Genomic DNA, 25,026 nt, shown 5'->3' on the forward strand with positions numbered 1-25,026 from the left:
AGAGAGGCGAGGACCTTCGGGCAGGCTGTCAGCCCGGAAAAGATCGCCCTGAACACGAAGGGTTGCGGCCTCGCACAGGAGACCGCGACCACAGCAGAGAGGACGGGCGTGCCTGTCGCCCGATCAACCTTGATGAAGGGACCTTACCGGGTTCTGCCCTTGCCCCACATGTCGATATCGGTTCCCAGCTCGGTCTTGAGCCGGTCGGACGCGTCGCTCAGGCTCTTGAGCACGGCCTCGTCGAGGGTGACGTCGAGCAGCTTCTTCAGACCACGGCTCTGCGCGCCGTTGCGGGTTCCGACGATGACGCCGCCGACGGCCGGGCGGCTCTTCAGCCAGCCGATCGCCAGTTCTTCCATGCTCAGGCCGGTCTCGTCCACCAGCTTCCAGAGCGCGTCCAGCAGTTCCTGCCCCGCCTCCTCGGCGCCTTCCTCCTTGTGCACGACCTCCGCCCATTTGCGATGGTCGAACATCCGGGTCCGCGCGCGGTCCACCGGGAAATCCTGCAGCGACTTGTACTTGCCGGCCAGCAGCCCCTGCATCAGCGAGGAATAGCACATGATCGGCACGCCGGCGGCCTCGCACTTGGGCTGGACCTCGAACTCGATGGCGCGGAAGAACAGGTGGTAGGGAAGCTGGTTGACCGAGATCTCGCCGAGCGCCGTCGCCTCGTCGAGATCGAGGCTGCCGAAGTTCGACACGCCGTACCAGCGGATCTTGCCGTCTTCCTTGAGCTTCTTCAGGGCGCCGATGCTGTCGGCCAGCGGCACGTCGCGGTTGGGCCAGTGCAGCATGTAGAGGTCGATGTAATCCGAACCGAGGTTCTGCAGGCTGCGGTCGCAGGCAGCGATGATGTCGTCGGGCGCGAGGTTCTCGCGCGCCACCTTGGAGGAGATCACCAGCTCGGAACGCTTGTCGCCCAGGGCACGCCCGAGGAGTTGTTCCGAATAGCCGTTGCCGTAGGCCTCGGCGGTGTCGAAGAAGTTGATCCCGACGTTGAAGGCTTCCTGCAGCGCCTCGATGGAATCCTTTTCCTCCTGGGCGCCGAAGGCCCCCGCGCCGCCCATGCAGCCATAGACGATGGGGCTGGTCTCGAGATCGGTGTTGCCGAAGTTGCGGTTCATAGTGCTTGCCTCGCTTTGAGTGTTCGGGGTGCCATGCGGATTACCAGCTCCACAGGGTTCCATCTTCCAGACGGGTCACCGGCAGATAGGATCGGTTGTAGGGATACTTCGCCGCGGCGTCCTCGTCGAAATCGACGCCCAGCCCGGGGCTGTCGCCGACGTGAATCATGCCCTCCTTGACCGACATGTCATAGGAGAACACCTCGTTCGACGCATCGGTTCCGAAACCGACGTATTCCTGGATGCCGAAGTTCGGCGCCCAGAGATCGACATGGGCCTGCGCCGCGTGGCAGATCGGCGACAGGTCCGGCGCGCCGTGAGGGGCCGTGCGGACGTGGAACAGGGCGGCGAAATCCGCGATGCGCCGAAGCGCGGTGATGCCGCCGGCGTGGGTGGCGGCGGTGCGGATGTAGTCGATCCACTGGTTCTGGATCATGTCCTTGCAGTCCCAGATCGTGTTGTAGATCTCGCCGATCGCCAGCGGCGTCGTGGTGTGATCCCGCACGATGCGATAGCTGTCCTGGTTTTCGGCGGCAACCGCGTCCTCGAGGAACAGCAGGTCGAATGGTTCCAGCATCTTGCCAAGCCGTGCGGCCTCGATCGGGGTCAGGCGGCTGTGGACGTCGTGCAGAAGTTCGACCTCCTTGCCGAACCGGGCGCGGGCTTCGACGAACAGCTCCTCGATGGAGTTCATGTACTTGCGGGTCGACCAGGGCAGCTCCGGCGGAAGGGGGCGGTCGTTCTGGAGCTGGAAGTAATCCTTCTTGTCGCCCAGAACGCCGTAACTTCCGTCGAGCCCGGGCACGGCGGTCTGCAGACGGACGGCCTTGAACCCCTGCTCCAGCAATGCCGCCGCCCGGTCCAGCGTATCGTCGACCGTGTTGCCGGTCGCGTGGGCATAGACGCCGACCGCCTTGCGGCTCCTGCCGCCGAGCAGCTCGTAGACCGGCAGCCCCGCGGCCTTGCCCTTGATGTCCCACAGCGCCATGTCGACGCCGCCGATCGAGGCCATGTTGATCGGTCCCTTGCGCCAGTAGACGCCCTTGTAGAGGTATTGCCAGATGTCCTCGATCTGGTGCGCGTCGCGTCCGATCAGGCATGGCGCGACGTGGTCCTGCAGATAGGTCGCGACGGCCATTTCCCGTCCGTTGACCGTGGCGTCGCCGACGCCGTAGATGCCGCATTCGGTGACGATCTTGACCGTCACGAAGTTCCGGCCCGGGCAGCTGACACTCACCCTGACATCCGAGATGGTCAGATTCTTGTCGGTTTTCATTGGCTTCGTTTCCGCTCGTCTGCGTGGTCAGGCGTAGATCTCGTCGATCAGCGCCTTGAGGTGAGCGATGTCCTTGCGCAGGAAGGGAAGGATCTCGTCGCCCATGCGCTGGCCGGTGCGCCCGGCCTGCTGGCTGTACTCGGCGGGCATGCAGAAGGCGCCGGTGACGCCCGCGCCATGCAGGGCCGACACCAGGTCGCGCCAGTTGTAGCCGCCGTGGTCATGGGTCGTCCAATGCACCACGTAATCGGCCTCCATCTCGGGCCCGTTCGCGCGCAGATGGCAGGCGCTCTTGAAGTTCACCAGCCCGTTGAGATGCGGCCGGGCAATGTCCACGGCCATCCGCACCGGCTCGCCGTCGACCGCGCAATGGGCCATGTCAAGGACGGCGCAAATCTGCTTGGGGTCGTATCCCGACAGCAGATGCGCAAGGCCCACGGCGCTCCCCACGTTCTCGCCATAGTGGTTCTGCACGCCGATCGCGACGCCGGTCCGCTCCAGGACGGGGAGAAGCGCGTCGAAGCGGCGCCGGTAGCGGTCGATGGAGGCGAGGTAACCCGCCTCCATGTCGATCGGCGCGCAGATCCGGATGATGCCCACGCCGGCGGCGCCGCAGGCTTCGATGGTGGCCTCGTCAGGCTCGCTGGCGATGCTGGCCGTCTTCAGCCCGCGCTCCTCCAGCAGCCTGACTGCCCCCGGCAGGTCGGCGGTCACCATCTCCGGCACCACCTGGTAGCCGGGGCGCACCGCAAGTTCGACACCGTCGAATCCGAGGCCCGCCAGCTTGTCCGCCAGTGCAGGCAAGGGCTCGGTCCAGGGCTTGGTGAAGACGGTGATCAACGGTCTTTCCATTGACTCAGACTTTCTTTCGTTTGGGGTGATTGGGCTCACGGCGCGCGATCAGCCCTTGAGGCCGGTGGTCGCGATCCCGTCGATGAGCTTCCTCTGGAAGATAAAGAAGACGATGAACATCGGCACCAGCGACAGAAGGGACATCGCCAGCATCGGCCCCCAGGAACTCGCCCCCCGCGCGGCCTGCAGCAGGCGCAGGCCCTGCGGCACCACGTAGTTCTCGATCGAGGTCAGGTAGATCAGCGGCGTCAGGAAATCCTCGTAGGTCCACAGGAACGAGAACACCGCCGTGGTGACGAGGGCCGGCGACATCAGCGGCAGGATGATCGAGAAATAGATCCGGATCGGCCCCGCGCCGTCGATCGCCGCCGCCTCGTCCAGCTCCCGCGGAATGCCCCGGATGAACTGCACCATGAGGAAGATGAAGAACGCTTCCACCGCGAGTAACTTGGGGGTCACGATCGGCAGGATCGTGTTCACCCATCCAAAGGCGTTGAACAGGATGTACTGCGGGATCAGCGAGGCATGGACCGGCAGCATGATGGTCATCAGCATCAGCGCAAAAAGCGGCTTCTTGAACGCGAAATCCAGCCGCGCGAATGCATAGGCCACGAAGGAGCAGGACAGGACGTTGCCGATCACCGCGAGGGTCGCGATGACGAAGCTGTTGGCGAAAAAGATCTTGAAGGGCGCCGCGACGCCGGCCCAGCCCCGGGCGTAGTTCTCCCATTCGAAGTGCCGGGGAATGATGCTGGTGTCGGAAAAGATGATCTCGGACGGCTTGAAGGAACTCACCGCCAGCCAGATCAGCGGATAGAGCATGAGCAGCCCGAAGACGATCAGGAACAGGTGCATGATCAGTCGGCCCCGCGCCTTGGACCGGGCGGTGACATGGTTGATGTTGGAGGTCGGCGCAGCCGTCGGCTGGGCGGTGAACTGGTCGGTTTCGGAGGTCATGTCGTCATATCCCGCGTTGGCCATGTGCCGTTACCCCTCGTCCCCGTAGTGCACCCAGTACTTGGCGCTGAGAAAGGAGATCGAGGTCGCGATCGCGATGATGCCCACCAGCACCCAGGCGATTGCCGATGCGTAGCCCATCTCGAAGTCGGTGAAGGCCTGCTCGTAGAGGTAGAGCGTGTAGAAAAGGGTGGAATCGGCCGGCCCGCCGGTGCCGTCGGAGATGATGTAGGAGGGCGTGAACGCCTGGAACGAGCCGATTGTCTGCATCACGAAGTTGAAGAAGATGATCGGCGTCAGCAGCGGGATCGTCACGTAGAAGAACTGCTGGACCGGACGCGCGCCATCGATGGCGGCCGCATCGTACATGTCCTGCGGGATCTGCTTCAGCCCGGCCAGGAAGATGACCATCGGCGCGCCGAACTGCCAGGCCGCCAGAAGGACCAGCGTTCCAAGCGCGTAATCGGGGTTGGTGATCCAGCTCGGGGCGTCGTAGCCGAGATAGGTCCAGAGGAAGTGGTTGATGATCCCGTCGTAGGAAAAGATCTGCCGCCACATCAGCGCCACCGCGACGCTGCCGCCCAGCAAGGACGGAAGGTAGAACACCGAGCGGTAGAACCCGAGCCCGCGCAGCCCGCGATTGAGGATCAGCGCGATGAACAGCGCGAAGCCCAGCTTCAGCGGCACCGAGAACAGGACGTAGGTGAACGTGACCTTGAGCGACTGGATGTAGCGCGGATCTCCACCCATCAGCTTCCGGTAGTTGTCGAACCCCGTCCAGACCGGCGGGTTGAACAGGTCGTAATTCGTGAAGGACAGGTACATGGAGCCGAGGATCGGGCCCAGCGTCAGCAGGAAGAACCCGACGAGCCAGGGCGACAGGAACAGGAATGCAACCCCGTTCTGCCGTTTTGACAGGTTTTTGGTCGTACTCATGAGTCCACGCCATCTCCGTTAGCAGGCAATGCGCTCCGCGCCCCAAGGGCACGGGAGGAAAGGGACAGGGCGGGCCTTGCGGGCCGCCCTGCCCCGGATGGACGCCGTCAGGCCTTGAGCGCCGCGAGCTTCTCGTTGATCTCGGCCACAAGCGCCTCCGCGGCTTCGAGCGGAGTCGCGTCGCCAAAGGCGACGGCCTCGTTGCCGCGGCGGAACATCCCGCCAAGACCGCCGACACCCGGACGACGCGACGGCGCCGGATCCTCGCGGAGCATCCGCAGGTAGGCGACGAGCTTCTTCTCTTCTTCGGTGCCGCTGGTGCCGAACTTCTCCAGACCCTCTGTCGAGGCCGGGATCATGCCGCTGCCGGTGTAGTAGAGTTCGACCCCTTCCGGGTCGAAATGCATGAAGCGGATGATGTCGACGCAGAGCGCCTTGTCCGGCGCGTTGGCCCAGATGCCGGTGGAGTTCCCGGCGTAGTCGTAGAGATGCTGTTTCATCTCGCCGCCGTCAAACCCGTTCGGCAGCATCATCAGGTCGAGCGGGTCTTCCATGAGCGCGCCGATGCCGATGAAGCTGTCGGTGGTCTGGACCAGCATGCCGGCCCGGCCACGCACGATGCCGAGCGAGGCGGAGTTGTCGCCGGCCTGGGCCTGCACATCCGCCGGCGGGCAGCCGCCGGACTGGCGCATGTCTTCCCAGTACTGGAACCAGGCCGCGCCGTCCTCGGCGTCGAAGCCGATGGTGTGTTCCGGCGTGAACAGCGCCTTGCCGCGCGCCCTGAGAAAGATATCGCACGGCAGGTTGTTGCCGCCGCCGTCCTCGATGCCCCAGAAGCCGCGCCCATGCGCCTCGCTCAGCGCGACGGCGGTCTCCTGGAGGGTCTCCCACGTGTAGAACTTGTCGGGGACGGCAACGCCGACCTCTTCGAACTTCCTGGGGTTGAAGAAGATCGCCGTGGCAATCGCGTCGTTCGGCATCGCGTACATCTGACCGTCGTAGGTGCAGGAGAACACGCTGCCGTCCTGGTAGGACGACACGTCGAGCGGATCCGGGATGTATTCGGTCAAGGGCGCCAGCACGCCGCGCGCGGCGTACTCGGCCAGCAGGTCGACGTTCACGCTGAACATGTCGGGCGCGTTGCCGCCCGCGGCTTCGGTCGCCAGCTTGTCGGTGAAGGACCGGAAGGTGGAGAACTCCGGGACGATCTCCACACCCGGGTTCTTGGCCTCATAGGCCTTGAGCACCTTCAGCGTCGTCGCCAGCTGCTCCTCCGATTCCACGAACCCGCTGAAGCGAACCCGCGTCTTGCCCTGCGCCATCGCGCCCTTCGACAGCACCGTCAGCGCGAAGCCTCCCATGACGGCGGAGCCTTGTTTCAGAAAATTCCTGCGTGATTGAGTTGCGGCCATTTCATCCTCCCTGAAAGCGACCAGTCACGGGGCCGAGAGCGCGAAACACCGCGATTCGGGCAACCCTTCCGGCGACATTAGTAAAACGTTACACTTCTGTCGACTCCCCTTTCCCACAAATTCCCCAGGCACCCGGCCGCGCCCCGATCCACGTAGAATCCCCAAGCAAACCAAGCCAAAAACATATTGTAATAAAGCAATAATTCGAATGATTGCAGCGAATCCCCCTTCCGCGCCGCAGCATTTTTCCTGCGCCCGCAAGGAGAACGGGTCCCAGCTCGCCTCCAGAAACGACGCCGAAATTTTCAGTTGCACGAAAGTTCTAGTGTAACGTATTACCACGTCCAAGCTGTCCGATTGACGCCGACGACCGATGACCGGAAGCTGCTCCGCACCCCGGTTTCGGCAGAATGGACGAGAGAACGACGATGGTAGGGATCAAGGACGTAGCAGCGAGGGCCGGCGTGTCCGTCAGCACGGTTTCCAACGTGATCAACGGACGGCATGCCAAGATGCGCGCCGAGACCCTGCAACGGGTCCAGGCGGCGATCGCCGAACTCAACTACACGCCCAATGCCGTCGCCCGGCAGCTCCAGTCCGGGCATATCAAGACGCTGGGCCTTGTCGTGCCCTCGGTGGCCAACCCCTTCTGGGGAAACGTCTCGCAGCTCATCGAGAAGGAAGCGCAACAGCGGGGATACCAGGTGATGATCTGCAACGCGGAGCGGGACCCGAAGCTGGAGGCCGACTATCTCAAGTCGCTCTACGGTTCCTCCATCCGCGGGGTCATCCTCGGCTCCTCGCCGCTGTCGCTAAGCCACCTGTCCGAGCACATCAGCAAGGATATGCGCATCGCCGCATTCGACAGGAAAACCCGCGCCGGCAACGACGTGATCTCCTGCTCCGTGAGCGTCGACCAGGATCTCGGCGCGCGCCTCGCGACCCGGCACCTGATCGGACTGGGACACACCCGGATCGGGTTCATCTCCGGCCCCATCGGCACCGCGAGCCGGACCGGTCGCCTGGCGGGGATGCGGGCGGAAATGGAACGCTCCGGAATCGAGATCGACGAAAGCCTGATCTGGCTCGCCCCCGACGCCGCGGGCTTCGGCGACAGCCATGCCGCCGAACTCGGCCGGATCGGGATCCGCGAACTTCTCACGCTGGACGACCCGCCGACCGCGGTCTTCAGCGTCAACGACATGTACGCGATCGGCGCGCTCTCCGGAGCGCGCGAACTCGGCTACCGCGTGCCCGAAGACCTTTCCGTCGTGGGGTTCGACGATATCTACCTCGCCAAGGTCATGCACCCTCCCCTCACCACCATCCGCCAACCCGCTGACCTGATGGCCGAATTGGTGGTGAGCCGCCTGATCGACCAGCTGGAAGGCACGGACGAGATCGCGGAGCCGCATGTCGTCCTGCGGCCGGACCTCGTGGTGAGATCCTCGACCACCGCCCCCGCAGGCGCAATCCGTTCCCATCCAAGGTTCCACACACAATGAGCGAGACCAGAGAGTTTTCGGGCCGCAACATCCTGATCGCAGGCGCGTCGAGCGGCATGGGTCGGGCGACGGCCCGCGCGGCCGCCGCCGCGGGGGCCGGGCTGATCCTGCTGGGTCGCGACACTGCGCGGCTGGAACAGGTCGCGTCCGAAGCCCGCGCGCTCGGCGCGGCCTCCGTGACCTGCATCGAGGCGGATGCTGCCGACGCTACCACGCTCACCGAGGCGCTGGCCGCGCATCGGGCGGCATTGGCGGCGGTCGACACGCTGGTCAATTCCGTCGGAGTGAACCTCGTCCGCCGTGCCTTCGTCGAACTGACCGCGGAGAGCTGGTCGTCGATGGTCGACACCAATCTCACCGCCGCCTTCAACCTTGCCAGCGCCATCGTGCCGGCCTTTCGCGCCCGAGGTGGCGGCCTTCTGGTCAACATCTCCTCCACCGCCGCCCGAAAGCCCGACCTCTCGGGCGCGGCCTACCAGGCCACCAAGGCCGGCGTGATGGCGATGACCCACGCGATCATGGAGGAGGAGTGGCAGAACGGCATCCGGGCCACCGCGATCCTGCCGGGCATGACCGACACGCCGCTGCTCGAGAAACGGCCCGTTCCCCCGACCGAGGAGATGCGCGCCAGGGCGCTGCAGCCGGAGGACGTGGCCGAGGCCTGCATGTTCGTGATGCGCCTGCCCGCCAGGGCGCATGTTTCGGAGCTGACGATACAACCCGCGATCCGCTGATCGCACCCGACGGAGCTCGGGGAGGAGGAGACCCACATGGATGGCCCGATACACAGCGACACCCGCCCGGACGTCGCCGTTCTGATCCCGGAAGCGATGCGCGCCCGCATCTGTCCCAAGCCGGTGATGGAGGCGCTTGCGGCCTTTGCCCACCCGGTGATCCCGACCGATGCGGAGCTCGCCGGGTCAAACCTTCAAGACCGCCTCAAGGGCGTGACCGCGGTCATCACCGGCTGGAGAAGCCCGCCCATCCCGCGCGCGGCGCTGGCGCCGGAGGGAAGCGTCGCCTTCGTGTCCCATGCCGCCGGATCGGTGAAGCCGCTCGGGGTGCTTGACGCGCTCGAGTCCGGCCACGTCCGGGTCAGCCACGCGGCCCCCGTGATCGCCCATGCGGTCGCGGAATTCACCCTCGCCCAGATCCTCGCCCACCTGCGCCGACACCGGGAGATGGACGCGGGCCTGCGCAGCGGAACGCCATGGTTCGACCTGCGGGACACCAACCTCGGCCAGCTTCTCGGGGCCCAGGACGTGGGGATCGTGGGGCTCGGCTATGTCGGCCGGCTCGTGCTCGAATTGCTGCGCCCGTTCGGCTGCACCGTCTGCGTCTGCGACCCGTTCATCGGCGAGGCGCAGGCGGCGGAACTTGACGTGACGCTGATGAGCCTCGAAGCGCTGTTCGACCGGTGCTCTGTCGTCAGTCTGCACGCCGCCAACCTCCCGGCCACAGAAGGCATGATCACGCGAAAGCATCTCGATCTGCTCCCCGAGGGCGGCCTGCTGGTCAACACGGCGCGCGCCGGTCTGATCGAACCCGGCGCCATGCTCGCCGCCCTGCAGACAGGGCGTATCCATGCCGCGCTGGACGCGTTCGACATCGAGCCGCTTCCAGAGGAAGACGCCTTGCGCGCGCTGCCGAATGTCTACCTGTCGCCGCATTGCGCCGGCCACACCCGCGAAAGCTACGTCCGGCAGGGCCTGTCGGCGGTGGAGGAGGTGCGGCGGCACCTGGGAGGGCTGCCGGGACGGCAGGAAATCCTTCGCGAGAAAGCCGCCGCGCTCGCGTGACACGCATACCGCCCGTTTCGGGCAGAACCAGTTGAAAGGGAAAGGGAGGAGACCATGGCCTCAGTAGAAATTTCCGGCCTCAAGAAGTCCTTCGGCGCCGTCGAAGTGATCCACAGCGTCGACCTTCAGATCGAGGACGGAGAGTTCGTGGCGCTGGTCGGACCGTCCGGCTGCGGGAAATCCACCCTGCTGCGCATCATCTCGGGGCTTGAGCCGGCCTCCGACGGCGAAATCCGGATCGGCGGCAAGGTCGTCAACCACCTCAACCCGCGCGAGCGAAACATCGCGATGGTGTTCCAGAACTACGCGCTCTACCCGCACATGTCGGTGGCGCAGAACATGGGGTTCAACCTCAAGCTCTCCGGGTTGAAGCGCGGCGACATCGACGCCCGCGTCCGGGAAGTGGCGAAGCTCCTCGAACTCGACACCCTGCTCGACCGCAAGCCCGGCCAGCTTTCGGGCGGTCAGCGACAGCGGGTGGCGATGGGCCGGGCAATCGTCCGCAACCCGGAGGCCTTCCTGTTCGACGAGCCGCTTTCCAACCTCGACGCCAAGCTGCGGGTCCAGATGCGCGCCGAGATCAAGACCCTGCATCAGCGCGTCAAGACCACCTCGATCTACGTTACCCACGACCAGATCGAGGCGATGACCCTCGCCGACCGCGTGGTGATCCTCAGCGGCGGTCGGATCGAGCAGGTCGGCCGCCCGATCGATCTCTACAATCATCCCGACAACCTGTTCGTCGCCGGCTTCATCGGAACCCCGTCGATGAACCTGATCGACGCCACGATCACCCCGTCCGACGCCGGCCTGGCGGCGCAGTTCTCCTGCGGCCAGTCGGTGCCGCTCGGCCCCGAGCACGCACTCCGCGAGGGTCAGAAAGTCGTGATCGGAATGCGCCCCGAGCATTTCGCGATCGGCGCTTCCGGCGCGCCGATCGCGGGCGAAACCACGCTTGTCGAACCCACCGGCGCCCAGACCCACCTGACGTTCCGGATGGCCGGCGGCACCGCGACCGCGGTGATCGATGGCGGGGTGGACATCGGTGTCGGCCAGATCCTGACGGTCGCCATCGACCCCGCCAAGATCCACGTCTTCGACAGGGAAACCGGCCGCCGTCTCTGAAAGGATCCACCGACAAGGCCCCGTTAGAGGCTGACGCGTGGTCCCGGTCGCCGGCTGGTCAAACTGGCGGCATCCGGGCCTTCGACCTGGCGAGGTGCGACGGCGCGAGCCCCGTCGCCCTCCGAAACGCCGTGGCGAAATTGGCCGGCGAGCGGTAGCCTGCAAGGTGGGCGGCCTCGGCCACCGTCACGCCGTCCCGTTCGAGCGCGACGCGGGCACGTGCCAGCCGGGTGCCGCGCACGTATTGCTGCACCGTGCAGCCGTGGGCGGCCCGGAACATCCGCCGCATGGTCGAGAGGCTGACATTGCCGATCCGGGCGATCTCCGACAGTTCGGGCAGATCCCCCTGCCCTGCCTCTATGAACTGCTCCATGCGCGCCAGCTTGCGCCTGTCGTCGCGGCCCATCCCCGCGCCGCACCCTGCCCGACCTGCGAACTCGGCGCAGGTGCTGCAGATCAACCGCAACGCCAGCGCCTCGACCTCGAGACGCGCCAGCGGCGTGTCCTCGGGCATCAGGCGGATCAGCCGCTCCAGCAGCCGGACATCTTCAGGAAGCACGCTCCCGCAAGTCCGTCGAAGCGACGGCTTTGCCCCGTCAGCCAGAGCTCCAAGGCCGTTCGCGCGAAGCCAGGCATGCGACATCTCCACGTTGACCCCGCGCACACGGTCGCCCGCGCTACCGCGGCGGCGAAACGCCATGGAGTCGTTGGCCGCGCTCATGACCATCCGAACCGGCTCTCCCGCCCCCCGCCCGAGTTCGAGCGCCTCCCCGCCGAGCGACGCCCGAACCCGGCCTTCCAGCACGAAGTGCAGCATCACCCCCGCCGCCCGGACTCCGCACACCTCGAAGGGTGCCCGCACCCTGACATCCTGCGCGGAGAGCGACAGCCCCTCCCGCAGCACCCGCTTGATGTAATGCCCGTCCAGCGCGGCGAAACCCGGCCGCCAATCGCCATCGAATCGCTCACCGCAGCGGCTGCCGCGAGGACCCCGGTGTTCCATGCAATCGCCATCCGGCATCGCCAACCCCTCGAATATTTCGTTGCGGAAAGGCACCTTGGGCTGGCTCCGGCGATGCTTTGACCTTCTGGCAAAGACATCTGGCGCGCCTGCAAAGGCCGCCGACTGGCTCCGTGCAATCTCTGCACGGTAAATACCTGTCTAATTTAGTCAACTACAAGATGGGACAGAGATCATGAGAGCACGAAGAGCCTTGCTGCTCGGCGCTTCCACGCTGGTTGCCACGGCCGGTTGGGCACAGGAACCCGAAGAGGCCTACTACCTTGGCGAGATCCGCATCGACTCCAGCGGGGCGCAGAGCCTGCTCGGGAACAGCGAGATCACGACCGAAGAGCTCGAGGACCGCAACGCCGGCTCGATGGCAGAGGTGTTCGACGGACAGACGCAGATCACCTCCAGCGGCGGCGCGGCGATCGGGCAGAAGGTCTTTGTCCAGGGGATCGAGGAAAGCCTGCTGTCGGTGACGATCGACGGCGCGCGGCAGAACAAGTCGGCCTTCCACCATGCCGGCAACGTCCTGATGGACCCGGCCATGCTCAAGCGGGTCGAGATCAGCGCCGGCCTCGCCCCGGCCGACGCGGGCCCCGGCGGTCTCGGCGGCTCCATCGCCTACGAGACCAAGGACGCACGGGATTTCCTCGAGCCCGGCGACGATTTCGGCGGCATGCTGTCCTATACCTACTCGACCAACGAGAACGAGAACCGCGGCACGCTCGCCGCCTGGGGGCGCAGCGGCGGCTTCGAGTACCTTCTGAGCGGCACGCGCGACACGGGTGACGATTACGTCGACGGCGACGGCAACACGATTGACGGCACCGGACCCGACCTGACCGACTACCTCGCCAAGCTGGCCTTCAACATGGAAGGCGGCGGACGGCTGGAATTCTCTGCTTCGCAGACCACGGATGACGGCGACCGCGCCGGCCAGGAAGGCCCCTTCGGGCTCTACTTCGCGCGGCCGGACTTCGCGGGCGTGGTCGGCCGCGATACCGTCTTCATCGACGCGATTTCCAAGCGGACGTCCTACACGCTGACCTATACCGACGAGCAGCCCGATGGCTGGCTCAACCCCGAGTTCCAGCTCAGCTATAACGAACAGGAGATGGACGTCGGCGGAGTGGAGGGGATCAACACCAGCCTCAGCGGCACTATCAAGAACGTCTTCGACGTGGGCAACGGCACCGTCACCGCCGGTCTCGACTTCTTCCACGACACCGCGGAAGGCTGGACCAATGCGGAGGCCCCCTACGACTTCAGCGGCGAGGAGAGCCTCTCCGATGTCGGCGTCTTCGCGCAGGCGCGGCAGGACCTGAGCGACAGGGTTTCCGTCTCCTACGGCGCCCGCGCCGATTTCCAGACGTTCGAAGGTGCCGACGGCAGCACGTTCGAGGAGTCCGGCCTGAGCGCCAACGGCACCATCGACGTGATCCTGACCGACACGCTGACATTCAACGCCGGCCTCGCGACCACCTGGGGCGGTTTCGAACTGGGCGAGGCGGCGCTGATCAACTACGGCACCGACTGGTATTACGACGGCCTCAAACCGTCGCGGTCGCAGAGTGGCCGTGTCGGCCTGCGGTATCTCAACGGTCCGTGGGAAGCCAACGCCGCCTATTTCGAAACCGACATCGACAACGTGGCCGCGGTTCTGCCGACCTCCGGCTACCGCTCAGAGATGACCGACATCGACACCCGCGGCGTCGACGCCTCGCTCGCCTATGTCGGAACGGAGGGCTACCTGCGGTTCAATTACACCTATGCCGACGTGAAAGCGGATGACGCGACCATCGCCACCACCGCCTATTACCTCGGCCGCCCCGTCGGGCATCTGTTCGGCATCGAGGGTGCGGTCAACATCAACAGCCAGTTCCGGATCGGCGGTACGGCCGACATCGCGCTGGAGAATACCGACACCGAAGATGCCGACGCCGGGATCGACGCCCTGCCGGGCTACGAGGTGGTCAACCTGTTCGGCGAGTACCGCCCGGAACAGATGGACAACCTGACAGTGCGGCTCGACATCAGGAACCTGTTCAACCAGACCTACGCGAGCCGCAGTTCGGACGGGATCGGGCTGAGCAACATCGAAGAGCTGAACGAGCCGGGCCGGAGCTTCAACCTGACCGCGCGGATCATGTTCTGAAACGCAACCGGCCGCGGGATGATGTCCCGCGGCCGGTCTGTCCTGCAAGCCGGGTGGCCGGGGTCATGCCGGTACGGGCTCTGCCCAGTCCATGCCCGAGAACGCCTCCCGAAACGCGAAACGCTCCAGGTGGCGGTCGATCACGTCCCGCGCCTTCTCCAGTGCGTCCTCGCGATCCACGTTCATGCGGATCCGAAGGGCCGCGGCGTCGGCCGACAGCTCGGCCTTGCCGAAGGGAAAGGCGACGCTGCCCCATTGCTCGTCGAAGCTGACCTCGACCTTGTGGGCGAAGTGCTTGCAGAGCTGCTGGAGGTATTTGCTGGCGTTCGGGGTGCCGTAAGTGCCGTCTATCGTGTACATGTGCATTCCTGATTATTTTGCTCAGATTATTGTCTGGACCTCGCGATTTCAAGCCGCTAGAGACGCTCCGAAGCGGGACGCCAGCCTGATGCCAGCACCACGCCGCGCAGACAGATCAGGAGCATCCCGATGAACAGGATTACCGGTGGCACCGCCGCCGCCTTCGCCCTTGCCGCCATGCTCTCGACCGCCTCGGCGGCGGAGACCGTATCGATCGAGACCGCCCGTGGCCCGGTCGAGGCGCCGGAAGTCCCCGCGACCATCGCCGCCTTCGATGTCGCCGCCATCGATACGCTCGATGCGCTCGGCGTGACCGTCGCGGCTGTGCCGCAGCCACTCTACGTCCCGTATCTCGAGGATCTGACCGGCATCGCACAGCCTGTCGGCAGCCTGTTCGAACCGGATTTCGAGGCACTCGCGATCCTCGCCCCCGACCTGATCGTGGCGGGTGGTCGGTCCTCCTCCCAGGTTGACGCGCTGGCCCGCATCGCGCCGACGCTCGACATGACGATCAGCGGCGATACGCTGATCGCCGACGCCAAGGCCCGCATTGACGCCTACGGCACGCTCATGGGCCTCGAGGACAAGGCGGCCGAGTTGAAGGCCGGCCTCGACGCCAAGCTCACGCAAGCCCGTGCCGCCGTGGACGGCAAGGGCGACGCGCTGATCCTCATGGCGAACGGTCCCAAGATCTCCGCCTACGGCGCCGGGTCCCGTTTCGGCTGGCTGCACCGGGAGCTGGCCCTCCCCGAGGCGGTCGAGGGCGTGGACGTGCAGACCCACGGCGAGGCCGTCTCCTTCGAGTTCGTGGCGGAGGCCGACCCGGACTGGCTGATCGTCGTGGATCGCGGCGCGGCAATCGGCGAAGAGGGCGCGGGCGCCGCCGAGACGCTCGACAACCAGTTGGTCGCCGGCACCAAGGCCTGGAAGAACGGCCATGTCATCTACGTGGACCCGGCATCGATCTATATCGCGGGCGGCGGCGTCCAGTCGATCACCGGGATCCTCGACCAGCTGATCGCGGCCTTCGAAGGCTGACCCGACCACCGGTCCGGGCTTCCGCGCCCGGACCCTTCGGCACGATCCCGGATGCGCCTTTCCTACCTTCTCACCGCCACGGCCCTGCTCGTGCTGTCGCTGCTGTCGGTCCTCGTTGGCGCTGCCGATTTTCGCCTCCAGGACGTGACGGCCGACCCGGACGCGCTCCGGCTGCTCCTGACGAGCCGCCTGCCCCGCACCTTCGCCGCGCTGCTGACCGGGGCCTCGATGGCGGTGGCCGGGGTCATCATGCAGCTCCTGGTGCGCAACCGTTTCGTCGAACCCGGAACCACCGGCACGACGGAGGCCGCGATGCTGGGCCTGCTCTGCGTCACCCTGCTGGCTCCGGGCGCGCCGATCCTGCTCAAGATGATCGCCTCGGCAATGGCCGCGCTGGTCGGCATGGCCGGATTCCTGCTGCTCCTGCGTCGCCTGCCGCCCGCGCAGCCGCTGCTGGTGCCACTGGTCGGGCTGATCTACAGCGGGATCATCGGCGCAGGCGCAACCTTCATCGCCTACCAGGCCGACCTGCTGCAATACCTCGGCGTCTGGATGAGCGGCGAGTTCTCTGGCGTTCTGGCAGGCCGTTACGAATTGCTCTGGCTTGCAGGCGCCCTGGCCCTCGTCGCCTATGTGGCAGCCGACCAGTTCACCATCGCGGGCCTTGGCCGCGCGACCTCGGTCTCGCTCGGTCTCAACCATGCGCAGATCGTGGTGCTCGGCCTCGTCACCGTCTCGCTGGTCACGGCGCTTGTCGTGGTCACCGTGGGAATGGTGCCTTTCGTCGGGCTGGTCGTGCCGAACATCGTCGCACGCACCATGGGCGACAACCTGCGTGCCTCGCTTCCGGTCGTCGCGGGCCTTGGCGGCGGCCTGGTGCTGGCGGCCGACCTGTTCGGACGCGTGATCCGCTATCCCTATGAAGTTCCCGCCGGCACGGTCTTTGGCGTGATGGGCGCCGCGGTCTTCCTCTGGCTCCTGCTGGGGAGGCCTGCCCGTGCCTGAGCGCCGCCTGATGCTGCTCGCAGCCCTGCTGACCGCCGCGAGCGCGTTCTTCCTGTTCTGGGGCCTCAAGGGGCCGGTCGGGTTTATCCTGGAGCTTCGGGCAACCAAGCTCGCCGCGCTTCTGGTGGTCGGAGTGGCCCTTGGCACCAGCACCGTCGTCTTTCAGACCATCACCGGCAACCGTATCCTGACGCCCGCGATCATGGGGTTCGACGCGCTTTTCCTTCTGATGCAGACAGTGCTCGTGTTCCTGCTCGGCGGAATCGGCTACGCAACGCTTCCCGGCGGGGCAAAGTTCCTGCTGGAGACGCTGGTGATGATGGGCGCGGCGATGTTGCTCTTTGCCCTCCTCATGGGCCGCGGTCGGCAGGACATGCACCGCATGTTGCTGGTGGGCGTGATCTTCGGCGTGCTCTTCCGCTCCCTCACCGCCTTCCTGCAACGCATTATCGATCCGTCCGAGTTCGCGGTCGTGCAAGGCGCAATGTTCGCCAGTTTCGGCGCGGTCGATCCACTGCAACTCGCCATCGCGGGGGCGGTCACGGTGCTGGCGCTTGCCGTGCTGTGGCGTATCGCCGGGGAGCTCGACGTCGTCGCACTCGGGCGCAATGCGGCGATCGGGCTCGGGCTGCCCTTCGACCGGCTGGTGCTGGGCCTCCTGGCGCTTGTCGCCGCGCTGGTCTCCGTCTCGACCGCGCTTGTCGGACCGATCACCTTTCTCGGCCTGCTGGTGGCGGCGCTGGCGCACGGGATCATGCGCACCCACCGCCACGCCTTTCTGCTGCCCGCAGCCGGGATGCTGGCCGCGCTGGTCCTCGTGGCGGGCCAGTCGCTCTTCGAGCGCGTGCTCAGGATGCAATCCACCCTCTCCGTGATCGTGGAATTCCTCGGCGGCCTTTTCTTCCTCTACCTCGTACTCAGGGGACGCATCCGATGATCTCCATCCGCAATGTCAGCCACCGCATCGGCCAGTCGCAGATCCTGCGGGACGTCTCCGCCGACATCCCCGACGCCGGCATCACCGCACTGATCGGGCCGAACGGCGCGGGCAAGTCGACACTTCTGAACCTCGTCGCGCGGCTGCTGACGCTCCAGACCGGGCGGATCGAGATCGATGGACAGGACATCGCCCGAACCTCCTCGCGAGACCTCGCCCTCAAGCTCGCCATCGTCGCGCAGCAGCTGGGCGTGGCGTCGCGGCTGCGGGTGCGCGACCTCGTGGGCTTCGGCCGTTGGCCGCATCACCGTGGCCGCCCCGGTCCGGAGGACGAGGCCACCGTGGCCGAGGCGATCGCGTCCTTCGACCTCGGCGCACTCCAGCACAGGTTTCTCGACGAGTTGTCCGGTGGCCAGCAGCAGCGCGCCTTCGTCGCCATGGGGTTTGCGCAGGGCACGGACTGGCTCCTGCTCGACGAACCACTCAACAACCTGGACATGTTCCACGCGCGCGCCCTCATGGCCCGCGTTCACGCGCTGAGCCGGCCCGAGGCGCCGCGCCCCCGGCGCGTGGTCATGGTCGTCCACGAGATCAACTACGCCGCCGCCTGGGCCGACCATATCATCGCCCTCAAGGATGGCGCGGTCGCTGCCTGCGGGGCGCCGACGGAGGTTCTGACAAACCCGGTGCTTTCGGCGCTCTTCGGGATGGAAATCCGGGTCGAGGAATTGCACGGCCGCCCCCTCATCCTGCACCACATCTGAGCCGTTCCGGGCCTCATCGCCCGCTGATCTTCACCGTATACGCCCGTCGCGCGCCCTGCGGCGGCGGGGGAAAAGGCGCGGCGCGGCGGACCTGCGCCAATGCGGCCTCGTCCAGGCTGGGCGAGCCGGAACTGCGCGCGATCGAGATCGACGCAAGCGCACCATTGGCGCCGATGGCAAAGGCCACCACGGTTTCCCCCCGCGCGTTGGTGGCCGAGCGCCGCACCCGGTTGATCCGGGAGAAGACCTTGCCGGGGTAGTTGGACGCGGCCGCATTGCCCTGCCTGCTCGTCCGCCCCTCCGCTGCGCCGGAGGCATTGGCCGTCGCCTCCGCCCGGCCCGTCGCCACACCTGCACGGGCGTTGGTGTCGGAATTCCCCTGTGCGCTCGCGGCGGCCCGTTTGGGCGGCTCAGCCTGCGTTTTCGTCGGTGCCGGCCTTGCAACCTCCACGCGCGGCGGGCGCTCGGGCGGGCGCGCGGCCTGCGTCGGCGCGCGTTCGGTGGGGGCGTCCTCTGCGGCTTCCTCGTCCGGCCTCTCCACCTCGGGCTCCATCGGCGCCGGCGCGGCGGCCTCGGTCATCGCAGCCTGCTCGACAGGTCTTGCCGCCTGAAGGACCGGGACGTCAGACGGCGCCTGCACCGTCGGCGCAACGCGGGCGGGCTGCGACACTTGGGCGGCATGGGACGTCAGCGGCTTGGCCGTTGGGGCCGTCGGGGCGAGGCGCGCACTGGAGACAGGCGGCGTCGTGTCCGAGACAGGCTCACTGACCGCTTCGTTTGCGACCTCGGGAGACAGGATGCCCGCGGACATGTCGGCAAAGGAATTGCCTGGCACCGCCATTTCCCCTGCCGCGCCGCCTTCGATCTCGATCCGTGGCTGCGCAGCCTGGACCAGCAGAACCCCGCCATGTGCGGCCGCCGCCAGGGCCAGGGCCGCAAGCGCGGCACCTCTCGATCTCGGGATCATTGCAGCGCCCTCTCGGTCACGACCAGCACGCCGACAGCCCCGGGCGCCCGCAACTCACCTCCGATGCGGACGAGATCCGCCGCCGGCAATTCCCGGTCCGGCACGACGCGGATTGCGCCATGCCTCACGTCCTCAGGCAGCTCGGCCAGAAAGCGCTCGACAGATTCCACCGTCCGCCCCCGCAGCGACAGCCGCCCGTCGGGATGGATGACCAGCGTGTCCGGCGGCTCGCGCGCCTCCAACCCGCTCGTCTCGACAAGCGACAGGTCGCTGTCGAGCGGCGGCGCCAGTGTCCCCGCGATCATGAAGAAGATCAGCATCAGGAACACCACGTTGATCAGCGCGATGGTCGGCTCCTTGCGGGCGGCGGATTTGCGGCGGACCATGGGTTACCCCAGCACACTGGCGGCAAGCCCATCGACCCCGCGCAAGAGCGCGAGAAGATCGACAAGCCGTTGGGAGGACGCCTCCGGCGTCAGGCTGATCAGCACGTTCCGCTCTTCCCCGCCCATCAGCTCCGCCAGCGTCTCGGGGAGGGCGTCGAAGGCGACCGGTCGCCCGTTCAGCAGCAGGTCCTCCGCGGAAAGACGCAGGAACAGCACCGGCCGATCGCCGGCCAAGCCCCCTGCCCCGGAGCCATTGAGCTCGATCTCGCCGTACCTGGAGAACGTCGAGGACAGCATGAAGAACAGCAGCAACAGGAAGATGACGTCGATCAGCGACGTCATGGACAGCCGCCCCCGCCGCCGGCGAACCGTCTCAAGCGCCATTGGGCACCCGGTCCGTCCGCCACCCGGAACGCGGCGCGACCTCCCCCTTGGCTGGCGAGAACACGGTGCGCAGCGCGCGGTTGGCGAAGACGCGCTCGCGCTGCATCCGTGCCTCGAACCAGTTCAGGACCAGCGAAGTCGGCATCGCGACGGCGAGCCCCGCCGCGGTGGTCAGAAGCGCCACCCAGATGCCGCCCGCCAAGAGCGAGGGATCGACCGAAGACCCCGCCGTCTGCAACTGACGGAACGCCTCGATCATGCCGAGCACGGTTCCGAATAGCCCCAGAAGCGGCGCCAGCTGGGCGACCATGTCCAGCGTCCCGAGCCCGTGTTCGAGCCGGGAGAAACGCTCCTCGGCCTCGGCATCGACACGCGCGGACAACGCGGGATCGTTGCCCCCCTCGCGCTCGATGGCCATTCGGATCACCGGGGCGAGGTAGCTGCGGCTGTCTTCCAGCATGCGCAGGGCGAGTGCCGCGTCGCCGCGGTCCCATGCTTCGACAGCGTTGCCGAGCGCAAGGTGCCGGCCGACATGCGCCGCCTTGTACTGCCAGAGCTTGTAGAGGATCAGCGCCAGGGTGGCGACCGACACGAGGATCAGCGTCACAACCACCGGTCCGCCGAGCTCGAACACCCCGACCATCGCGGACCAAATCCGTTCGAGCGGGGTCATCCGAGGAGCTCCACGTCCGTCCGCGTCGTCAGCTCGAGCCCGTCGATGCAGGCGCCCACGGCCAGCCCCTCGCCCTCGCACGCATGCGCGCCATTGATCAGCACCGATCCGATCTCGGCGCATTCCAACCCGTCGAACTGGAACTGCCGGACACGGGGCCGGCCGGCTGGCAGATCCTTGAGGTCGAGAAGGGTCATCAGCGCGACCTGCCCTTCGCGGGAGAAGAGCACCGTCTCGTAAACGGCCTGATCGATATCCAGCGCGGAGCCGTTCCGGATCAGGAAACTCATCCGGCAGGTACCCGGGAGCTCCTCGGCCGAGCTGAGTTCGATCGAGAGCCCGGCCGGAGCCTCGTCGCTCGCCGCATACGCCGGGGAGACCACGAGCAAGGCCAGAACGCCTCCCAGAACGTGCCTGATGCGGCAAGCCGAACGCAGACTGGCGCATCGCCCCGCGCCCCGGCTCACGGGCACGCATTCGCCCCCGGACCCCGATTTGCCCTGATACAGCCTCAACGTCCATCTCCTCGTTTCCGGTCCCGCCGGCACGCACACCATCGGGCACCCCAACCATGCGGGGCGGGATCATTCGTTCGTTTCTGGGAAGGCTGGAACACCTCGGTGTCTGGCTATCGCCTTATCCGATGGAATTAGTCGGAATCGCAAGGGATTTCCTCGGACCGTCCCGGTCTGGGCACTTCGTTTCGGAAACTGCTCGTCGCCCAGTTGATGCGGATCTGCAACGATGCGCACCGTTTCAAGGCCGATTGGACAACGACCCGGCCTGAGAGGCGGGTGTCGGACTTGACCTCGCGACAGCCAAGAAGCCACTAAAACTTTAGAAGATTAGTCTTTGACGGATATTGGCAAAATGAATTGGGAGCTTCCCTTGCATGAGCCGAAACGCGATTGACCTGCGGCAAGGCGATGCGGGGCGTCTGATTTTCTCTTACGCGTACCTCGGCCTGCCGCTGCTGATCTTTGGATTGGGCTGGCTGCGGCCGGGGTTCGGCGCGATCCTCTTCGCCGTGGTTCTGATCGGGTTCATGCTCCTGATCCGGCAATTGCGGACCATCGACGTATCGGATCCGCCGCCGGCGGGCCTCTCACTTCGCCAGTTCACGCCGATCGCAGCCATTCTGTTCTGCTGGTCTATCTTCTCCGGGATCGGCGGGTTCGGTTTCCAGAATTCCGACTGGATCGCGCACAACGGCCTGTTGAACCACCTCTCCAGGGAATCCTGGCCGCTCATCCTCCACCCACCGGGAGATCCGACCGGAGAACCGTTTTATTACGTCTACTACGTTGCGTTCTACCTTCCCGCAGCGCTCGTCGGGAAACTGGCCGGGTGGACTGCCGCAAACGTCGCCCTCTTTCTCTGGGCGTTCTTCGGACTGCTGCTGGCCATGGCATGGTTTCTGCGCCTGCTCGACCTCGACGCCGGAACGCGCGGGATCTTCCTGGTGGCTCCGGTCTTCGCCCTCTTCAGCGGGCTGGATATCGTGGGGTGGGTCCTGGTTCGCGGCGGCCTTCCGGAACTCGGCGAACACATCGAGTGGTGGACGGGCAAACCGCTGCAATATTCGTCCATCAGCACGCTTCTCTTCTGGGTACCGCAACATGCGATCGCGGCCTGGATCCTGACCGGCGTGACGATGTTCTACATCCTGTCCGGCCTTGCGCCGATCTCGGTAGGGGTGTTCTACGCATTCTCCGCCTTGTGGACGCCCTTCGCGGTCGTCGGTGCGCTGCCCTTTGCGGTGTTGGCGCTGGTGATCGCGCTGCGGCGGCACAGGATCTCCGAGGTGTTCAGCCTGTCGAACCTCGTCCTTGCACCGCTTGCCCTCGCGCCCGTCGCGCTTTTCATCACCGCGAACACGTTCAGCTTTCCATTCCAGTTTGCCATTGACGAAGACTGGCCGTCGTTTCTGCGGACCTACTCGCTGTTCATCCTGCTGGAGATCGGCGTCTTTATCCCGCCCCTCTGGTTTCTGGCCCGGGACCGATTGCTCAAAGCACCCCACGCGCCCTGGTTCTGGGTCTCCGTTTTCGTTTTCCTGGCGCTGCCATTGATCGTGATGGGCTTCGCGAATGACATTGTCATGCGCGGGTCGATACCGGCGTTCTTCGTGCTCGGCATGTTATGTGCCTATGCACTGCTCGGCACGGGGCCAATGCTTGCGCGCCTTTTTCTCATTGCCGCGCTTTGCGTGGGGGCCATGACGCCCCTGGCGGAGATCGTGCGGAGCGCTCAGGGATACACTCTGCCACCGCCACAGATCGAAGAGGTCCGGCATTTCCTGACACAACGCGACACTTATGTGATCCAACGGAAGGGTGATCGAGAGGCGTTCTTCTTCCGCACCCTCGCGAGGACGAACGCCCCATGAGCACGCCACGCACCCTGATGAAACTGCCTCCGGAGTTCTTGCAGTTCCTGAAGTTCTCGACGGTCGGCACGTCGAACAGCCTGATCCACTACGTGGTTTTTCTGTTCATGTTCCGCATTTTCGCGATCAACTACCTGATCGCGTGCTGCATGGGATATGCCGCCGGATTGACCAACAGCTTTTTCTGGAACCGGCGCTGGACCTTTCGCTACGCGGGGGAGTCGGATCGCGCGACGCTCGCGAGGTTCGTCATCATCAATCTGACCGCGCTCTGCTCGACCCTCGCATTCCTGTTCCTTCTGGTGAATGGCTTCGAGATACGGGAAGAGTTCGCCCAGTTCTTCACCATCGGCGTCTCGATGATGATCAACTTCCTTGGCAACAAGTACTGGACGTTCAGATAACTGGTCCCGAAGGCGACCGCCGGAAAACCGGGATCGCCCCGGGTGCCCGCGGCATGCCTGGCAGGATCGTCGTTTTCCGGAGTTCAACTGACCGTTGGCGGGCGTCGGGACAGCAGGTCCGGCCGGTCGGCTTCCAGATGCGCGGCCAGCGACAGGATCGACATCTCGTCGTGCGCTGCCGACACCGCCTGCAGGCCCACCGGCAGCCCCGCGCTCGTGAAGCCGGCCGGGATGGAGGCGGCGGGTTGCCCGGTGAGGTTGAAGGGATAGGTGAAGGACGCCCATGAAACGATGGATTTGTCCTCGTAGCCCGGCGGCCGATCGAGACCCGTCGCAAAGGCAGGAACCGGCAGGGTCGGAGAGAGCAGAAGATCGAACTCCTCGAAAAAGGCCCGCATCCGTTCGCGAAAATCGTAGCGGGCAAAGACGCTTTGATAATATTCGCGCATCTCCTGCATCAGCGCCGGGCGCAGGACCTCCAGAACGGCCGGGTCGATGGCCTCGGGATGTTCTTCGATGGTGGCGCGCAGACGCGTGCCGACGCCGGCATAGAACTCCGCCACCCAGAGATCGATCGGGTCTTCCATGACGTGGTCGACCTCCTCGATCTCGTATCCGAGTGCTGCGATCCTCTCGACCGTTGCACGGGTCAACGCCATGACCTCGGGATCGACGCGCGCATAGCCCAGGGTCGGCGACCAGGCGATACGGCGCAATTGACGATGATGGCGCGTGGCGGAGACGTAGTCGGGCTGCGCCGCCGTCACCGCGAACGGGTCGCGCCGGTCGCGCCCTCCGATCACCGACAGCGCGATGGCGGCATCCTCGACATTGCGCGCCAGCGGCCCCACATGGGCGAGCGTCGGGGTGGCGGAGGTCGGGTAGACGCCGACTCGTCCGAAATGCGCCTTGATCCCGAACAGCCCGCAGAGCGAGGCGGGGATCCGCACCGAGCCGCCGCCATCCGTGCCGATCGCGAAGGGCACCAGCCCTGCCGCGACCATCGACGCCGCTCCGGCCGAGGAGCCGCCGGGCGTGGTGTCTGTGTTCCAGGGGTTGCGCGTGATCCCGGTCAGCGGGCTGTCGCCCACGGCCTTGCACCCGAACTCGCTCGTCGTGGACTTGCCGAGGATCACCGCCCCCGCCGCACGCAGACGCTGAGAGGCCGGAGCGTCGACGGTCATCGCGTCCTCCGACGAGGCGCGCGAGCCGAAGCGCTGCGGCATGCCCCGGACCGCGATCAGGTCCTTGATCGACGTGGGGATCCCGTCGAGCGGGCCCAACGCCTGGCGCTTGCGAAGGCGATCCTCCGCGGCGCGGGCGGCAGCGCGGGCACCGTCGAAATCGGTGTAGGCAAAGGTGTTGAGCCGCGGTTCCAGAACCTCGAGGCGCGCCAGGACGTCGTCGAGCAGGTCGACCGGCGACAGCTCGCCGCTTGAAAAGGCAGCGCGGATTTCGCGGATCGTCAGGAAAGCCAGGTCGGACGTCATGCAATGTCTCGTTCGTTAAAGGTTCCGGGTGGCATTGGGAGGGCGACCGCCGCGGCCGATCCGCCCGCAGCGGACCTGC

General features: G+C 66.0%; 25 protein-coding genes. 11 read left to right on the top strand and 14 right to left on the bottom strand.

Translation table 11 applies throughout. The features are described 5' to 3' along the window. Positions 1 to 143: 143 nt before the first annotated feature. From CHB86_RS19730 to CHB86_RS19755, 6 genes are all read right to left on the bottom strand, one after another. A complete protein-coding gene (locus CHB86_RS19730; RefSeq protein WP_176442945.1) occupies positions 144 to 1,124 on the bottom strand; it encodes an aldo/keto reductase in 981 nt (326 codons plus the stop codon). A 40-nt stretch (positions 1,125 to 1,164) separates the two neighbouring features. After that, complete coding sequence (gene manD / locus CHB86_RS19735) at positions 1,165 to 2,400, bottom strand: D-mannonate dehydratase ManD (protein ID WP_141134939.1); 1,236 nt, start codon at positions 2,398 to 2,400, stop codon at positions 1,165 to 1,167. 27 nt (positions 2,401 to 2,427) lie between these two features. Then, the gene (locus CHB86_RS19740; RefSeq protein WP_089234834.1) at positions 2,428 to 3,252 is read right to left on the bottom strand and encodes a sugar phosphate isomerase/epimerase family protein; all 825 of its coding nucleotides are present in this window, start codon (positions 3,250 to 3,252) and stop codon (positions 2,428 to 2,430) included. Positions 3,253 to 3,300: 48 nt separating this feature from the next. After that, positions 3,301 to 4,233, bottom strand: coding sequence for a carbohydrate ABC transporter permease (locus tag CHB86_RS19745; protein ID WP_245838205.1), 933 nt, complete (start codon positions 4,231 to 4,233; stop codon positions 3,301 to 3,303). A 6-nt stretch (positions 4,234 to 4,239) separates the two neighbouring features. Then, positions 4,240 to 5,145: a carbohydrate ABC transporter permease gene (locus tag CHB86_RS19750; RefSeq protein ID WP_089234835.1), complete on the bottom strand. Its 906-nt coding sequence runs from the start codon at positions 5,143 to 5,145 to the stop codon at positions 4,240 to 4,242. A gap of 107 nt (positions 5,146 to 5,252) precedes the next feature. Further along, the gene (locus CHB86_RS19755) at positions 5,253 to 6,506 is read right to left on the bottom strand and encodes an ABC transporter substrate-binding protein (RefSeq protein WP_217898345.1); all 1,254 of its coding nucleotides are present in this window, start codon (positions 6,504 to 6,506) and stop codon (positions 5,253 to 5,255) included. A gap of 479 nt (positions 6,507 to 6,985) precedes the next feature. Here CHB86_RS19755 and CHB86_RS19760 point away from each other — a divergent pair, with 479 nt between their 5' ends. From CHB86_RS19760 to CHB86_RS19775, 4 genes are read left to right on the top strand one after another with little or no spacing between them, the layout of a single operon-like run. Beyond that, positions 6,986 to 8,062, top strand: a complete 1,077-nt coding sequence (locus CHB86_RS19760) for a LacI family DNA-binding transcriptional regulator (RefSeq protein WP_089234837.1) — start codon at positions 6,986 to 6,988, stop codon at positions 8,060 to 8,062. Continuing rightward, positions 8,059 to 8,796, top strand: coding sequence for an SDR family oxidoreductase (locus CHB86_RS19765; protein WP_089234838.1), 738 nt, complete (start codon positions 8,059 to 8,061; stop codon positions 8,794 to 8,796). The genes CHB86_RS19760 and CHB86_RS19765 overlap by 4 nt, the downstream gene beginning before the upstream one ends. Before the next feature lie 36 nt (positions 8,797 to 8,832). Beyond that, complete coding sequence (locus CHB86_RS19770) at positions 8,833 to 9,861, top strand: hydroxyacid dehydrogenase (RefSeq protein WP_089234839.1); 1,029 nt, start codon at positions 8,833 to 8,835, stop codon at positions 9,859 to 9,861. Between the two features lie 54 nt (positions 9,862 to 9,915). Beyond that, positions 9,916 to 10,986 carry an ABC transporter ATP-binding protein gene (locus CHB86_RS19775; RefSeq protein ID WP_089234840.1) on the top strand — a complete coding sequence of 357 codons (1,071 nt, stop codon included), beginning with the start codon at positions 9,916 to 9,918 and terminating at the stop codon, positions 10,984 to 10,986. Between the two features lie 58 nt (positions 10,987 to 11,044). On the opposite strand, the gene CHB86_RS19780 is transcribed toward CHB86_RS19775, so the two are convergent. Then, the gene (locus CHB86_RS19780; RefSeq protein WP_141134940.1) at positions 11,045 to 11,989 is read right to left on the bottom strand and encodes an AraC family transcriptional regulator; all 945 of its coding nucleotides are present in this window, start codon (positions 11,987 to 11,989) and stop codon (positions 11,045 to 11,047) included. 193 nt (positions 11,990 to 12,182) lie between these two features. Between CHB86_RS19780 and CHB86_RS19785 the strand changes: the two genes are divergently transcribed. Then, positions 12,183 to 14,150: a TonB-dependent receptor domain-containing protein gene (locus CHB86_RS19785; RefSeq protein ID WP_176442946.1), complete on the top strand. Its 1,968-nt coding sequence runs from the start codon at positions 12,183 to 12,185 to the stop codon at positions 14,148 to 14,150. Between the two features lie 63 nt (positions 14,151 to 14,213). Here the strand turns inward: CHB86_RS19785 and CHB86_RS19790 are convergent, their stop codons facing one another. Then, positions 14,214 to 14,510: a DUF2218 domain-containing protein gene (locus tag CHB86_RS19790; protein ID WP_089234843.1), complete on the bottom strand. Its 297-nt coding sequence runs from the start codon at positions 14,508 to 14,510 to the stop codon at positions 14,214 to 14,216. Positions 14,511 to 14,639: 129 nt separating this feature from the next. Between CHB86_RS19790 and CHB86_RS19795 the strand changes: the two genes are divergently transcribed. The 4 genes from CHB86_RS19795 to CHB86_RS19810 are packed head-to-tail and all read left to right on the top strand — an operon-like array spanning position 14,640 to position 18,254. Next, a complete protein-coding gene (locus CHB86_RS19795; RefSeq protein WP_089234844.1) occupies positions 14,640 to 15,548 on the top strand; it encodes a siderophore ABC transporter substrate-binding protein in 909 nt (302 codons plus the stop codon). Positions 15,549 to 15,599: 51 nt separating this feature from the next. After that, entirely contained in the window at positions 15,600 to 16,553 is a 954-nt protein-coding gene (locus CHB86_RS19800) for an ABC transporter permease (protein WP_089234845.1), read from the top strand. Then, the gene (locus CHB86_RS19805) at positions 16,546 to 17,490 is read left to right on the top strand and encodes an iron chelate uptake ABC transporter family permease subunit (protein ID WP_425445434.1); all 945 of its coding nucleotides are present in this window, start codon (positions 16,546 to 16,548) and stop codon (positions 17,488 to 17,490) included. The genes CHB86_RS19800 and CHB86_RS19805 overlap by 8 nt, the downstream gene beginning before the upstream one ends. Next, a complete protein-coding gene (locus CHB86_RS19810) occupies positions 17,487 to 18,254 on the top strand; it encodes an iron ABC transporter ATP-binding protein (RefSeq protein ID WP_089234846.1) in 768 nt (255 codons plus the stop codon). Before CHB86_RS19805 ends, CHB86_RS19810 begins: the two co-directional genes overlap by 4 nt. A gap of 13 nt (positions 18,255 to 18,267) precedes the next feature. Here the strand turns inward: CHB86_RS19810 and CHB86_RS19815 are convergent, their stop codons facing one another. From CHB86_RS19815 to CHB86_RS19835, 5 genes are read right to left on the bottom strand one after another with little or no spacing between them, the layout of a single operon-like run. Continuing rightward, a complete protein-coding gene (locus CHB86_RS19815) occupies positions 18,268 to 19,221 on the bottom strand; it encodes a TonB family protein (RefSeq protein ID WP_089234847.1) in 954 nt (317 codons plus the stop codon). After that, a complete protein-coding gene (locus tag CHB86_RS19820; protein ID WP_089234848.1) occupies positions 19,218 to 19,607 on the bottom strand; it encodes an ExbD/TolR family protein in 390 nt (129 codons plus the stop codon). The genes CHB86_RS19815 and CHB86_RS19820 overlap by 4 nt, the downstream gene beginning before the upstream one ends. Before the next feature lie 3 nt (positions 19,608 to 19,610). Next, complete coding sequence (locus CHB86_RS19825) at positions 19,611 to 19,949, bottom strand: ExbD/TolR family protein (RefSeq protein ID WP_089234849.1); 339 nt, start codon at positions 19,947 to 19,949, stop codon at positions 19,611 to 19,613. Positions 19,950 to 19,980: 31 nt separating this feature from the next. Then, the gene (locus CHB86_RS19830; RefSeq protein WP_089234850.1) at positions 19,981 to 20,664 is read right to left on the bottom strand and encodes a MotA/TolQ/ExbB proton channel family protein; all 684 of its coding nucleotides are present in this window, start codon (positions 20,662 to 20,664) and stop codon (positions 19,981 to 19,983) included. Then, positions 20,661 to 21,047 carry a hypothetical protein gene (locus CHB86_RS19835; protein WP_245838221.1) on the bottom strand — a complete coding sequence of 129 codons (387 nt, stop codon included), beginning with the start codon at positions 21,045 to 21,047 and terminating at the stop codon, positions 20,661 to 20,663. Before CHB86_RS19835 ends, CHB86_RS19830 begins: the two co-directional genes overlap by 4 nt. A gap of 509 nt (positions 21,048 to 21,556) precedes the next feature. On the opposite strand from CHB86_RS19835, the gene CHB86_RS19840 reads away from it, so the two are divergent. Further along, on the top strand, positions 21,557 to 23,053 hold the full coding sequence (locus CHB86_RS19840; protein ID WP_089234851.1) for a hypothetical protein: 1,497 nt from the start codon (positions 21,557 to 21,559) through the stop codon (positions 23,051 to 23,053). Continuing rightward, positions 23,050 to 23,457 carry a GtrA family protein gene (locus CHB86_RS19845; protein WP_089234852.1) on the top strand — a complete coding sequence of 136 codons (408 nt, stop codon included), beginning with the start codon at positions 23,050 to 23,052 and terminating at the stop codon, positions 23,455 to 23,457. The genes CHB86_RS19840 and CHB86_RS19845 overlap by 4 nt, the downstream gene beginning before the upstream one ends. Before the next feature lie 83 nt (positions 23,458 to 23,540). On the opposite strand, the gene CHB86_RS19850 is transcribed toward CHB86_RS19845, so the two are convergent. Next, on the bottom strand, positions 23,541 to 24,947 hold the full coding sequence (locus CHB86_RS19850) for an amidase (RefSeq protein WP_089234853.1): 1,407 nt from the start codon (positions 24,945 to 24,947) through the stop codon (positions 23,541 to 23,543). Positions 24,948 to 25,026: the final 79 nt, after the last annotated feature.

Origin of the sequence: Tropicimonas sediminicola (genome assembly GCF_900188335.1) — a bacterium.
In the GTDB taxonomy this organism is placed as follows: Bacteria; Pseudomonadota; Alphaproteobacteria; order Rhodobacterales; family Rhodobacteraceae; genus Tropicimonas; species Tropicimonas sediminicola.

Bases quoted from the DNA above. Each gene is read 5' to 3' on its own strand.
- CHB86_RS19730 (WP_176442945.1), bottom strand. From the start codon at position 1,124: ATGAACCGCAACTTCGGCAACACCGATCTCGAGACCAGCCCCATCGTC.
- manD (WP_141134939.1), bottom strand. From the start codon at position 2,400: ATGAAAACCGACAAGAATCTGACCATCTCGGATGTCAGGGTGAGTGTC.
- CHB86_RS19740 (WP_089234834.1), bottom strand. From the start codon at position 3,252: ATGGAAAGACCGTTGATCACCGTCTTCACCAAGCCCTGGACCGAGCCC.
- CHB86_RS19745 (WP_245838205.1), bottom strand. From the start codon at position 4,233: ATGGCCAACGCGGGATATGACGACATGACCTCCGAAACCGACCAGTTC.
- CHB86_RS19750 (WP_089234835.1), bottom strand. From the start codon at position 5,145: ATGAGTACGACCAAAAACCTGTCAAAACGGCAGAACGGGGTTGCATTC.
- CHB86_RS19755 (WP_217898345.1), bottom strand. From the start codon at position 6,506: ATGGGAGGCTTCGCGCTGACGGTGCTGTCGAAGGGCGCGATGGCGCAG.
- CHB86_RS19760 (WP_089234837.1), top strand. From the start codon at position 6,986: ATGGTAGGGATCAAGGACGTAGCAGCGAGGGCCGGCGTGTCCGTCAGC.
- CHB86_RS19765 (WP_089234838.1), top strand. From the start codon at position 8,059: ATGAGCGAGACCAGAGAGTTTTCGGGCCGCAACATCCTGATCGCAGGC.
- CHB86_RS19770 (WP_089234839.1), top strand. From the start codon at position 8,833: ATGGATGGCCCGATACACAGCGACACCCGCCCGGACGTCGCCGTTCTG.
- CHB86_RS19775 (WP_089234840.1), top strand. From the start codon at position 9,916: ATGGCCTCAGTAGAAATTTCCGGCCTCAAGAAGTCCTTCGGCGCCGTC.
- CHB86_RS19780 (WP_141134940.1), bottom strand. From the start codon at position 11,989: ATGGAACACCGGGGTCCTCGCGGCAGCCGCTGCGGTGAGCGATTCGAT.
- CHB86_RS19785 (WP_176442946.1), top strand. From the start codon at position 12,183: ATGAGAGCACGAAGAGCCTTGCTGCTCGGCGCTTCCACGCTGGTTGCC.
- CHB86_RS19790 (WP_089234843.1), bottom strand. From the start codon at position 14,510: ATGTACACGATAGACGGCACTTACGGCACCCCGAACGCCAGCAAATAC.
- CHB86_RS19795 (WP_089234844.1), top strand. From the start codon at position 14,640: ATGAACAGGATTACCGGTGGCACCGCCGCCGCCTTCGCCCTTGCCGCC.
- CHB86_RS19800 (WP_089234845.1), top strand. From the start codon at position 15,600: ATGCGCCTTTCCTACCTTCTCACCGCCACGGCCCTGCTCGTGCTGTCG.
- CHB86_RS19810 (WP_089234846.1), top strand. From the start codon at position 17,487: ATGATCTCCATCCGCAATGTCAGCCACCGCATCGGCCAGTCGCAGATC.
- CHB86_RS19815 (WP_089234847.1), bottom strand. From the start codon at position 19,221: ATGATCCCGAGATCGAGAGGTGCCGCGCTTGCGGCCCTGGCCCTGGCG.
- CHB86_RS19820 (WP_089234848.1), bottom strand. From the start codon at position 19,607: ATGGTCCGCCGCAAATCCGCCGCCCGCAAGGAGCCGACCATCGCGCTG.
- CHB86_RS19825 (WP_089234849.1), bottom strand. From the start codon at position 19,949: ATGACGTCGCTGATCGACGTCATCTTCCTGTTGCTGCTGTTCTTCATG.
- CHB86_RS19830 (WP_089234850.1), bottom strand. From the start codon at position 20,664: ATGACCCCGCTCGAACGGATTTGGTCCGCGATGGTCGGGGTGTTCGAG.
- CHB86_RS19840 (WP_089234851.1), top strand. From the start codon at position 21,557: ATGAGCCGAAACGCGATTGACCTGCGGCAAGGCGATGCGGGGCGTCTG.
- CHB86_RS19845 (WP_089234852.1), top strand. From the start codon at position 23,050: ATGAGCACGCCACGCACCCTGATGAAACTGCCTCCGGAGTTCTTGCAG.
- CHB86_RS19850 (WP_089234853.1), bottom strand. From the start codon at position 24,947: ATGACGTCCGACCTGGCTTTCCTGACGATCCGCGAAATCCGCGCTGCC.